General features: G+C 73.8%; 12 protein-coding genes. 5 read left to right on the top strand and 7 right to left on the bottom strand.

Going from position 1 to position 10,878, the window contains the following annotated elements:
* Positions 1 to 229 precede the first annotated feature (229 nt).
* Positions 230 to 922 carry a demethylmenaquinone methyltransferase gene (locus ABZ924_RS23135; protein WP_361912851.1) on the top strand — a complete coding sequence of 231 codons (693 nt, stop codon included), beginning with the start codon at positions 230 to 232 and terminating at the stop codon, positions 920 to 922.
* 6 nt (positions 923 to 928) lie between these two features.
* Positions 929 to 1,861: a glutaminase gene (locus ABZ924_RS23130; protein ID WP_361912848.1), complete on the top strand. Its 933-nt coding sequence runs from the start codon at positions 929 to 931 to the stop codon at positions 1,859 to 1,861.
* A gap of 15 nt (positions 1,862 to 1,876) precedes the next feature.
* Here the strand turns inward: ABZ924_RS23130 and ABZ924_RS23125 are convergent, their stop codons facing one another.
* Positions 1,877 to 2,413 (bottom strand): GNAT family N-acetyltransferase, encoded by a 537-nt coding sequence (locus ABZ924_RS23125; RefSeq protein ID WP_361912845.1) that lies wholly within the window; start codon positions 2,411 to 2,413, stop codon positions 1,877 to 1,879.
* A gap of 97 nt (positions 2,414 to 2,510) precedes the next feature.
* Between ABZ924_RS23125 and ABZ924_RS23120 the strand changes: the two genes are divergently transcribed.
* Positions 2,511 to 3,794, top strand: coding sequence for a geranylgeranyl reductase family protein (locus ABZ924_RS23120; protein ID WP_361912842.1), 1,284 nt, complete (start codon positions 2,511 to 2,513; stop codon positions 3,792 to 3,794).
* Between the two features lie 50 nt (positions 3,795 to 3,844).
* On the opposite strand, the gene ABZ924_RS23115 is transcribed toward ABZ924_RS23120, so the two are convergent.
* The 5 genes from ABZ924_RS23115 to ABZ924_RS23095 are packed head-to-tail and all read right to left on the bottom strand — an operon-like array spanning position 3,845 to position 8,117.
* Entirely contained in the window at positions 3,845 to 4,159 is a 315-nt protein-coding gene (locus tag ABZ924_RS23115) for a hypothetical protein (RefSeq protein ID WP_361912838.1), read from the bottom strand.
* A gap of 43 nt (positions 4,160 to 4,202) precedes the next feature.
* Positions 4,203 to 5,471, bottom strand: a complete 1,269-nt coding sequence (locus tag ABZ924_RS23110; RefSeq protein ID WP_361912835.1) for an ABC transporter permease — start codon at positions 5,469 to 5,471, stop codon at positions 4,203 to 4,205.
* Entirely contained in the window at positions 5,468 to 6,142 is a 675-nt protein-coding gene (locus ABZ924_RS23105; RefSeq protein WP_361912832.1) for an ABC transporter ATP-binding protein, read from the bottom strand. The genes ABZ924_RS23110 and ABZ924_RS23105 overlap by 4 nt, the downstream gene beginning before the upstream one ends.
* Entirely contained in the window at positions 6,139 to 7,668 is a 1,530-nt protein-coding gene (locus tag ABZ924_RS23100; protein WP_361912829.1) for a peptidoglycan-binding domain-containing protein, read from the bottom strand. The genes ABZ924_RS23105 and ABZ924_RS23100 overlap by 4 nt, the downstream gene beginning before the upstream one ends.
* Complete coding sequence (locus ABZ924_RS23095) at positions 7,665 to 8,117, bottom strand: hypothetical protein (RefSeq protein ID WP_361912827.1); 453 nt, start codon at positions 8,115 to 8,117, stop codon at positions 7,665 to 7,667. The genes ABZ924_RS23100 and ABZ924_RS23095 overlap by 4 nt, the downstream gene beginning before the upstream one ends.
* Positions 8,118 to 8,377: 260 nt before the next feature.
* Here ABZ924_RS23095 and ABZ924_RS23090 point away from each other — a divergent pair, with 260 nt between their 5' ends.
* Positions 8,378 to 8,788 (top strand): hypothetical protein, encoded by a 411-nt coding sequence (locus ABZ924_RS23090; protein ID WP_361912824.1) that lies wholly within the window; start codon positions 8,378 to 8,380, stop codon positions 8,786 to 8,788.
* Positions 8,789 to 8,874: 86 nt separating this feature from the next.
* The gene (locus ABZ924_RS23085; protein ID WP_361912822.1) at positions 8,875 to 9,831 is read left to right on the top strand and encodes a hypothetical protein; all 957 of its coding nucleotides are present in this window, start codon (positions 8,875 to 8,877) and stop codon (positions 9,829 to 9,831) included.
* 162 nt (positions 9,832 to 9,993) lie between these two features.
* Here ABZ924_RS23085 and ABZ924_RS23080 read toward each other — a convergent pair whose 3' ends face one another.
* Complete coding sequence (locus ABZ924_RS23080; RefSeq protein WP_361912819.1) at positions 9,994 to 10,803, bottom strand: NlpC/P60 family protein; 810 nt, start codon at positions 10,801 to 10,803, stop codon at positions 9,994 to 9,996.
* Between the last annotated feature and the right edge of the window lie 75 nt (positions 10,804 to 10,878).

Here is a 10,878-nt window from a genome sequence, read left to right as displayed (position 1 = left end):
GCTCAAACGCCGCGCGGGCTGGATTCATCCAGCCTCGCCGGCGTTTGAGGCGCGGGGTCCGGGGGCGGAGCCCCCGATCTTTGACGGGTCCGGGCGGAGCCCGGTTTCGGGAAGGGGCGGGGAGGGGAACGGCTCCGCGCAGCGGGACCCGGCGGGCGGGGCAGGGCCCGGCGGTGGGGCCTGAGAGGATGGGGCGGTACGCAGAGACCAACCTGAGGGGCCCACGCCAGTGACCCGCGCTTCCCTGGACAAGCAGCCGCACGAAGTCGCCTCCATGTTCGACGGCGTGGCGGCGAACTACGACCTCACCAACGACGTGCTCTCCCTCGGCCAGGCCCGCCTGTGGCGCAAGGAGGTCGCGAAGGCGGTCGCCGCCCGCCCGGGGCACAAGGTGCTGGACCTGGCCGCGGGGACCGCGACCTCCTCGCTGCCGTTCGCCGCGACGGGCGCGTACGTCGTGCCGTGCGACTTCTCCCTCGGCATGCTCCGCGAGGGCAAGAAGCGGCACGCCTGGCTCCCCCTGACCGCCGGCGACGCGACGAGGCTGCCGTTCAAGGACGACGTCTTCGACACCGTGACGATCTCCTTCGGCCTGCGCAACGTGCAGGACACCGACGCCGCGCTGCGCGAGCTGTACCGGGTGACCAAGCCCGGCGGCCAAGTCGTCATCTGCGAGTTCTCGCAGCCCACGTGGGGCCCGTTCCGGACGGTGTACATGGAGTACCTGATGCGCGCCCTGCCGCCGGTGGCCCGCGCGGTGTCCTCCAACCCGGAGGCGTACGTGTACCTCGCCGAGTCGATCCGGGAGTGGCCCGAGCAGCCGGCGCTGGCGGCGCTGCTGCAGAAGGCCGGCTGGTCGAAGGTCGCCTGGCGCAACCTCAGCGGCGGGATCGTCGCGCTGCACCGCGGCGTCAAGGCCTGACCCGCCGTGGCGGTGCACACCGGGCCGCTCGTCCACGCGGGGCTGCTGGAGCGGATCGCGGCGGACGTGGCCCCGCTGGTCGGCAGCGGTACGCCCGCCGAGTACATCCCGGCCCTGGCGACGGTGGACCCGCGCCGGTTCGGGATGGCGGTGGCCGACCTCGACGGGAACGTCTTCGGCGTCGGGGACTGGCAGGTGCCGTTCTCGGCGCAGTCCATCACCAAGGTCTTCGCGCTGGCGCTGGCGCTCGCCGAGGGCGGTGACAGCCTGTGGGAGCGGGTGGGCCGCGAGCCGTCGGGCAACCCGTTCAACTCGCTGGTGCAGCTGGAGTACGAGAACGGCATCCCGCGCAATCCGTTCATCAACGCGGGCGCCCTCGTCGTCACCGACCGGCTGCAGACGCTGACCGGCGACGCGAGCAGCGAGCTGCTGGAGTTCCTGCGCAAGGAGAGCGGCAACCCGGACATCGGCTTCGACGCCGAGGTCGCCGCCTCCGAGCACGAGCACGGCGACCGCAACGCGGCCCTGGCCCACTTCATGGCCTCGTACGGGAACATGGACAACCCGGTGCCTGCCCTGCTCGACCACTACTTCTGGCAGTGCTCGATCGAGATGAGCTGCGCCGACCTGGCCCGCGCCGGGCTGTTCCTGGCCCGGCACGGGCTGCGCGCCGACGGCTCGCGGCTGCTGACGCGCAGCGAGGCCAAGCAGATCAACGCGGTGATGATGACCTGCGGGACGTACGACGCGGCGGGCGAGTTCGCCTACCGCGTCGGCCTGCCCGGCAAGAGCGGGGTCGGCGGCGGCATCGTCGCCGTCGTCCCGGGCCTGTGCTCCCTCGCGGTGTGGAGCCCGGGGCTGGACAGCCGCGGCAACTCCGTGGCGGGCGTGGCGGCGCTGGACCGGTTCACGACCCTGACGGGTCTGTCGGTCTTCTGACCGCGGCCCGCCCCCTTACGCGTCCTCCAGGGAGAGCTCGTAGCGGCGGCCCGGGTTGCCGCCCGGCGAGGTGAACTCCTCCGCCAGGTGCATCCCGAGCCGCTCGGCGACCGCCAGCGACCGGGTGTTGCGGGCGTCGATCATCGCCACCACCTTCGGGACACCGGCCGCCCGCACCTGTTCGAGGGTGGCCAGCGCCGCTGCGTACGCATAGCCCTTGCCCCAGGCCGTACGGGCGAGCCGCCAGCCGATCTCGATCTCGCCGACGGGGCCCCACGCCTTCTCGGCGGGCCACGGCTGCGCGCCGGTGAAGCCGAGGACCTCGCCGCCGTCGTCCAGCAGCGTCCACAGGCAGTAGCCGAGCTGGGCGTCGTGCATCCGCTGGCGCGCCGTGAACTCCTCGTACGCGGACAGCTCGGCCGGCCCGCCGAGGAACTCCATCACGGCGGGGTCGGCGAAGACGCGGTGCCAGGCGTGCGCGTCCTCGTCGGTGGGCACCCGCAGCTGCACCGCGGGGAGCGGCCGGGTCGACGACGTCGGCGAGGTTGTCATCAGGTAACCCTTCGGATTCGCGATCTCTCTTGCTGCATAGACTGCACATGTCCTGTGCCGCCCGGCACCCTTATTCGAGCCTTCGGGAGACCCCGCAGTGACCGAGCACCTCTCCGAACACTCCGCGGACGTGATCGTCGTCGGGGCCGGGCCCGCCGGCTCGACCACCGCCTACTACCTCGCCAAGGCCGGACTGGACGTCCTGCTGCTGGAGAAGACGGCGTTCCCGCGCGAGAAGGTCTGCGGTGACGGCCTGACGCCGCGGGCGACGAAGCAGCTGGTGGCGATGGGCATCGACATCTCCGAAGAGGCCGGCTGGCTGCGCAACAAGGGCCTGCGGATCATCGGCGGCGGGCAGCGGCTGCAGCTGGACTGGCCGGAACTCGCCTCCTTCCCGGACTACGGACTCGTGCGCAAGCGCGACGACTTCGACGAGACGCTGGCCCGGCAGGCGCAGAAGGCGGGCGCCCGGCTGTACGAGCGGTGCAACGTGGGCGAGCCGGTGCGCGACGCCCGGACCGGGCACATCACCGGCGTCCACGCCAAGCTGGGCGAGGAGAAGACCCCGGTCACCTTCCACGCCCCGCTGGTCGTCGCGGCCGACGGCAACTCCTCGCGCCTGTCGCTGGCGATGGGCCTGCACCGGCGCGAGGACCGGCCGATGGGCGTCGCGGTGCGTACGTACTTCACCTCGCCGCGGCACGACGACGACTACCTGGAGTCCTGGCTGGAGCTGTGGGACCGGCGCGGCCCGCAGGACCGGCTGCTGCCCGGCTACGGCTGGATCTTCGGCATGGGCGACGGCACGTCGAACGTCGGCCTCGGCATCCTGAACTCCTCCTCCGCCTTCCGGGAGCTGGACTGGCGCGAGGTGCTCAAGGCGTGGTGCGCGTCCATGCCGGAGGACTGGGGCTACACCCCGGAGAACATGACGCAGCCGATCCGCGGTGCGGCGCTGCCGATGGCGTTCAACCGGCAGCCGCACTACACCAAGGGGCTGCTGCTCGTCGGTGACGCGGGCGGGCTCGTCAACCCGTTCAACGGCGAGGGCATCGCCTACGCGATGGAGTCCGGGAAGATCGCGGCCGACGTGATCGTGCAGGCCGTGGCCCGGGCGACGCCGGCGCAGCGGGAGCTGGCGCTGCACAACTACCCGAAGGTGCTCAAGGAGACCTACGGCGGCTACTACTCGCTGGGCCGCGCCTTCGTGAAGCTGATCGGGAACCCGAAGGTCATGAAGGTCGCCACGCAGCGCGGCCTGACGCACCCGGTGCTGATGCGGTTCACGCTGAAGATGCTGGCCAACCTGACCGATCCGGCGGGCGGCGACGCGATGGACCGCATCATCAACGGCCTGTCGAAGGTGGCCCCGAGGGCCTGACCCCGGGCCGCGCTGCCCCGGCCCGCTGCCGCTGCTCCGCGCAGCGGCGGTCAGGCGGGCCGGGTCGGGAAATCCCCGGGGCGGGGCGGCTCGTCCAGTGCGGCGGGGTCCTGCGGCGGGGCGGTGGGACCGTGGGTCGCGCGGATGGAGCGGGTGAGGAGGGTCGCGCCCCACAGGAGCATGGCCAGGGCCACGGTCCAGGTGAGGCCGAGCAGGGCCGGGTGGCCCGGCTTGTGCCAGGGGCGGGTGGTGTTCAGCAGCAAGCCGCCGGCGGCGAGGAGGAAGAGGCCGGCCGCGGCGGGGGCCGCGGTGGGGTCGCCCCCGGGAGCGGCGCTGCCGTGGTCCTCGTACGGTCCGGTGTCCACGGGACCACCACCTCCACGGATCCGTACGCTCGACTGCACCCGGCTATCTTCGCAGGGCCTCGGCCGGTTCGACACGGGCCGCCCGCAACGCGGGGTGAACACCGGCGAGCAGGCCGGTGAGCAGTCCGGCGAGCGGGGCGGCGGCGACCGTCAGCGGGTGGATCACGGGGGTCCAGGCGCGGGCCAAGGACACGGCGACCACGGTGAGTTCGCCCAGCGAGGTGCCGACCAGCCCGCCCAGCGCGCCCAAGGTGGCCGATTCGAGGAGGAATTGCGCCGATATGTGGCGGCCGCGGGCCCCCAGCGCCCGCCGCAGCCCGATCTCCCCGGTCCGCTCCAGCACGGCGACGAGCGTGGTGTTCGCGATCCCGACCGCGCCGATGACCAGGCAGATCCCGGCGAGCAGCAGGAACAGCGCGCTGAGGTCGGAGGTCACGGCCGAGCGCAGCATCCGCGGGTCGGGCGGCGGTACGGCCTTCAGGTGCTCGGGGTGGTCCGGGCGCAGGGCGAGCGGGGCGAGCTCGGCGACCTGCCGGGCGGCGCCGAGCTCGGTGTCGATGAGCAGGGTCGCCTGCGCGGGCCCCGGCGGGCCCCACAGCTCCTCGGCGGTGGCCCGGGGCACCAGGACCGACATCAGGTGCTCCGGCTTGCGGCCGACGTCGGCCAGGATGCCCGCCACGGTGAAAGGCTCCTGGCCGACGTACACGACGGGCCGGGTGGCCAGGGTGGTGATGCCGAGGCGGTCGGCGACGCCGCTGCCGATGACGGCGACGCGCTGGCGGGTCCGCTCGGCGAAGTCGTCGTAGAGCCGGCCTTGGCCGAGGACCGGGGCGAGGGCGGCGACGGCCCCCGGGGAGGCGGCCACGACCGACATCCCGCCGGTGCCGGTTGCGGTGCCTGCGGCGGGGCCCGCGGACGGCGGCAGGGCCGCGATCGGGGTCTTCGCGTCCAGGCGTACGGTCCACAGCACCCCGGCGTGCGCGATGCCCGCCACCTGCCGCAGGCGGCCCTCGGCGTCCGCGGGGAAGGCGGGGGCCGCGAACTCGTCGTGCTGCCCGGCCACGTCCTCGACGGTGACCTCCGTGGCGGTCAGGACGGTGAACCGGCCGTCTATCTGGGAGGAGATGGTGGCGGTCAGGCCGAGCACCGCCACGAAGCTGCCGACGCCGAGGACGGTGCCGAGGGCGGTCAGCACCGCCCGGCCGGGGCGGCGCAGCATGCCGGCGACGGCCTCGGACACCGCGTCGCGGACCGAAAGCCGGGTCAGGGGGACGGCGCTGCCCGACGGCGCGGGCGGCGTACGGGCCCTCATCCGGACACCCGCCCGTCGCGGATGGCCAGGGTGCGGCGGCCGCGGGCGGCGACCGCCGGATCGTGGGTGATGACCAGGACGGTCATGCCGGCGGCGTGCAGTTCGTCCAGCAGGGCCAGGACCGAGCCGGCGTTGGCCGAGTCGAGGTTGCCGGTGGGCTCGTCGCACAGCAGCAGCGAGGGCTCGGAGACCAGGGCGCGGGCGATGGCCACGCGCTGGCGCTCACCGCCGGACAGCCGGCCCGGGACGGCGTCCGCGCGGTGGCCGAGCCCGACCCGGTCGAGGGCGTCGCGGGCCCGTACGAGGCGTTCGGCGCGGGGCACTTCGGTGTACAGCATGGCGAGGGTGACGTTCTCCAGGGCCGAGCGGTGGGGCAGCAGGTGGAAGGACTGGAAGACGAACCCGATCCGCCGCCCGCGCAGGGCGGTGCGCTCCCGGTCGGGCAGGGCGGCGGTGTCGATCCCGTCGAGGAGGTAGCGGCCGGCGGTGGGCGCGTCGAGCAGCCCGGCGACGTTGAGGAAGGTGGACTTCCCGGAGCCGGAGGGTCCGACGACGGTGATGAACTCCCCTCGCTCCACCGTCAGCTCGCACGGCTGCAGCGCCGCCACGGGGGGCGTCCCGGGGTAGGTGAGCCCGACCCCCCGGAACTCGATCACGGGCGGCCGCGTCACCGGCGGGCATCCTTGCGGGGGCCCGCGGCGGTCCCGACGATCACCCGGGTGCCGGGGGTGAGGGCGCCCTGCCGGGTCGGGGTCACCGAGACGAAGCCGTCGCCCGTGGTGCCGGTGCGGACCTCCACCCGGTGCCGCGCGCTGCCGTCGGGGGCGACGGCGGTGACGACGGTGCGGCCGTCGGCCCCCGCGGAGACGGCGGTGACCGGCACCACCAGGGCCGCGCCGTCGGTGGCGGCGGACTCCACGGTCAGCCGTACGTCCTGCCCGGCCAGGGCCGCCGGCAGCGCCCCCTCGGCGCGGACGACCATCCGGTGGCCGAGGTCCGCCGCGCCGCTCCCGCCGCCGGGACCGGCTCCGCCGCCCTTGGCGTCCTGGCCGCCGCCCTGGCCCTGCTGCGCGCCCCCGGGCCGGCCGGAGGAGCGCTCGGCGGCCACCAGGGCCACCTTGCCCCGGAGGTCGGTGCCGACGGCCTCGGAGGAGATCACCACCGGCATCCCGGCGCGCAGCAGCTGCTTCTTGTCGTCCTTCAGGTACGCCTCCACCACCAGCTCCCCGGCCGACACGGTCAGGACCGCCCCGGTCGCCGGGGCGCCGATCTGCGCCCCGATCGAGTCGACGCGGGCGGGGAAGCCCGAGAGGAACACCGCCTCGGAGGCGGGCAGCATCGGCCCGTCGGCGGCCTCCGCGGCCCGGAGCGCGGCCCGGGCCTCGACGAGGGCCTGGCGGGCCCGGGCCAGGTCCCTCGCGCCTGCGCCCGCCGGCGCCTTGGAGCCGGCCGCGGCCTCGGCGGTGGGGGCGGCAGTGGCCGTCGGCGCCGCCGTGGCCCCGGCGGCCGGCTTGCCGGTGGCGGTCCCGGTGGCTGCGCCGTCGCCCTGGGCCCCGCCGCCCCGGCCCTCGGCGTCCTCCACGGCCCATTCAGCCGAGCGGACCGCCTCGCGCGCCGCCTTGAGCGCCGCCCCGCCGTCGGCGACCGCGGGCAGCGGCTCGTAGCCGATGGCCTTGTACTGGGCCGCCAGCGCCGCCTTCGTACCCGGCCCGAAGACGCCCTTGGCGTCCCCGCCCGGGTCGTGGCCGAGGGAGCGCAGCGCCTTCTGCAGCTGTGCGACGTCGTCGCCGGTGGCCCCCGGCCGCAGGTCCCGGTACATCGGCAGGCCGCCGTGCAGGGCGAACACCGGCCGCCCGGACACCTCGGCGAGCAGCTGCCCGGCCGTGACGGCGTCCCCGGCCTTCAGCGGCAGCTTGGTCACCACGGCCGCTCCCGCGCCCTCGCCGGAGCGCATGCCCTGCGGGGAGACGGCGACGCTCTGGTCGGCGGTGACGGTGCCGCGCATGACGACCCTGGTGGCGAGGACGCGCTGCTCGACCTCGGCGGTCAGCGGGCGCTGTACGGGCGGCCCGGTCTCGGCGGCGACCTGCGCGGGTGATTTCACCAGCGTGGTGGCCACCAGCCCGCCGACGGCCATCAGCGCGGCCGCGCCGACCACCGCGAGAACGGCCCGGCGCCCCCGGTCGAGTGCGCTCACCTGGCCGGACGGCACTTCGCCAGGGCCGCGGTGTGCTGGGTCTTGAGGGCGGCCCACTGCTCGGGGGTGGCCTTGGTCTGGTCGATCTCGCCGGTGGCCGGGTCGGGGTCCGGGTACCAGGTGACACCCTCGGCGCGCAGGCATTCCGACTGCTTGCGGGCGGCGGCCAGTTCCTCCGCGGTGGGCGGGGCCGGCGTCTTCGGTGCCGGGTTCAGCGCGGCGCAGGCGGTGTGCGCGGCTTCGTTCCAGGGTTTGGTCTTGTCCTCGCGCGGGACCCCGGAATCGGTGTGGACGACGGCGACGCCCTGCTTTTCCAGGCAGTCGAAGTAGGCGATTTCCGCGGCGCTCGGCGCCGGGCTGTCACTCGCCTTCGGTTCTTTGTCTCCGCTGCATGCAGTCAGGGAAAAAGTCAGCAGGAGCAGGGCGGCGGCGATATTGCGTGCGTGCACGACGGTGATTCCCCAGACCGAGAGAGATGAGAAAGTGCGCGACCGCGTCCGGAGGATGCCCGGCGGCGTGCGTCGGCCGATAGTAGGGACTTGTCCTGATCAGCACAAGTTACCGATCAGGCAACAGAAATGACTGTCCATCAGGTGAGAAACGCTCTTTCCTGATGCAGGTTTCGCCTGTTGAATCCCTGGCCGGGCACGCACCGTCATGAATCCGTTGCGGCCCGCCATCAACAGCACCGAGGAATGAGGAGCGAAAAATGGACAAGGGAATGCGGAGAATCACCGTCGGCTGCGCGGCCGTCCTTTCGGCCTGCGCGACCGTTCTGGCCGTCGCGGGCCCGTCGGCCGCCTACGGAAAGGACGGGAACCTGGAGGTCAATGAGTTCGGCCTGTTCTGGACGACGTACCAGAGCGGCTGCGTTTTCGACCTGTACGGCGAGGACCTCAACTTCAGCGACAACTACTTCAAGTCCGGCTGCTCCGGCGCCGGCCAGAACGTGAACGACAACACCGAGTCCTACTGGAACCGGGACGTGTACGCCTGGAAGGTCGGCACCGACGCGGGCCTCGACGGCAACGTCGGCGAGATCCCCAGCAACTACAAGGGCAACGCATCCAGCACCTTCAAGAACGAGATCAGCTCCGCCACCTACACCCTCCACGCCTGATCCGGGCGGAGGAACCCGATCCGATGCGCACTGTCCACCGTCCCCGCCCTTCCCGCCGGCCCCGTGCCGGCCGACCGGGCCCGCGCGTGCGCCGACCCCTCGCACCGACCGCCGTCCTGCTGGCGGCCGCCCTCCTGGCCGGCTGCTCCGGCGGGGACGGCGGCGGGGCGCAGGGCGAGCCCGAGCTCGGTCCCGTCGCCGTGTCCCCGGCCACCGCCTCGATCGCGTTGCCGATGGACGCGTACACGGACACCGAGGCCGAGTCGGCCCGCATGGGCCGGGTCCAGGAGGGGTTCGTCGCGCGGTGCATGGCCCGCTACGGGTTCACCTACGAGGGGGTCACGGCCGCCGCGCCGACCGGCGGCGGCACCCCCGAGGACCGGCACCGCTACCTCTACGGCCTGGCCGATCCGGAGTACGCGGCGGCCCACGGGTACGACAAGACCGCGGGCGCCGGGCGTCCGGCCAAGCCGCCGCCGCCGCAGCTGAGCGACGCCGCGTACACGGTGCTGCACGGCGAGGCCCCGGGCGGTGCGCAGGGCGCGAAGGCCCCCGATGCCAAGAGCGAGGAGGAGGCCGCCGCGGTGGACAGCGGGATCGAGGTCGGCGGGATCAAGGTCCCGGCCGGCGGCTGCGGCCGGGAGGGCTACCGCAAGCTGTACGCGCCGACGAAGGACAGCGTGGACCTGCTGTTCGCGTTCGGCCTGGCCTCGGAGGCGCACGAACGCGCCAAGGGGGACTCCCGGGTCGCGGAAGTCCTCGCCAAGTGGTCGGCCTGTATGGGTTCGTCCGGATACGGCGGTATCCCGACGCCCTACGAGGTCGTGGAGAAGCTCGGGCTGGAGGACGAGCTCTCCGGGCCGAAGGCCGTAGCGGCGGCCAAGGCCGACGTGGCGTGCAAGCGCGAGGTGAACCTGGTCGGCATCTGGGCCGCGGTCGAGAAGGCCTACCAGGAGCGGCTCGTGGAGCAGCACGCCGAGACGCTCGCGCTGTACGAGCGGCAGCGCGAGGCCCGCTTCAAGCTGGCGGCGCAGCTCGGCTGAGCCGCCGCTGAGCCGCCGCGGGCCACCGGCTCGGTTGAGCCGCCGCGGGGCCGCAGCACGGCGAAGGGCCGGTACTCCACCCCCGAGCGGGGGAGTACCGGCCCTTCGCCGTGTGCCGTGCCGTGGTGCCCCGCCGGAGCGGGCTCAGAGGGCTCAGAGGGCTCAGAGGATGCGGACGGCGCCCGTCGGACGGTCGTAGCTCAGGTTGCGCTCGACGATGCCCGTGCTGGGGTTCTGCGCGCCGACGAACTTGCCGCCGCCGACGTAGATGGCGACGTGGTAGGCGCTGCCGCGGGAGCCCCAGTACAGGACGTCGCCCGGCTGCAGGGCGCTCAGGGAGACCGAGGTGCCCTCCGCGGACTGGTCCTGGGAGACGCGCGGCAGGGAGATGCCGGCCTTGCGGTAGGCGGCCTGGACGAGGCCGGAGCAGTCGTACGCGGAGGGGCCGGTGGCGCCGCTGATGTAGGCCTTGCCGACCTGCGCGCGGACGAAGTTCACGATGGCGGCGGCGGAGCCGGTCGCCGGGGCGGTCACGGTGCCTTCGCCCATCTCGCCCGAGGCGGAGGCGTTCTGCAGCGTGGTGCGGGCGGCGTTGCGGGTGGCGCGCTCGGCCTCGGCCTTGCGGTCCGCCTCCTCCTTCGCCTTCTTCTCGGCCGCTTCCTTGGCCTGCTTCGCCTCGGCGGCGGCGCCGGTGCGGGCGCTCTCCTCCTCGGCCTGCAGCTCCCCGTTGACGGCGGCCGCACGGGTGTTGTCGGCGGCGGTGGTGACGGCGGAGGACACCTCGGCGGCCAGGTCCAGGTTGAGGACCGGCATCTCGAGCGTCTCGGTCACGGGCTCGGCGGGGGACGCGCTCGCCGTGCCGGCCATCGCCAGGGTGCTGAGGACGCCACCGGCAACTCCGGCGCGCACCGCGAGCTTCGAGGCGCTGCGACGGGGCTTCCGGTGGCTGGGTATGTGAGCGGTGTGGGACATGAGAACAACCGCTATCAGGGGGCCTGGGTTCCCTTCAAGAAACGTGGTCTGCGCCACAGTTGCGCGCCAGGCGGC

Origin of the sequence: Streptomyces sp. NPDC046876 (assembly GCF_040645035.1) — a bacterium.
Classification (GTDB): domain Bacteria; phylum Actinomycetota; class Actinomycetes; order Streptomycetales; family Streptomycetaceae; genus Streptomyces.
Note: the sequence above shows the minus strand (reverse complement) of the source record. Positions and strands in the feature narration are given on the sequence as shown.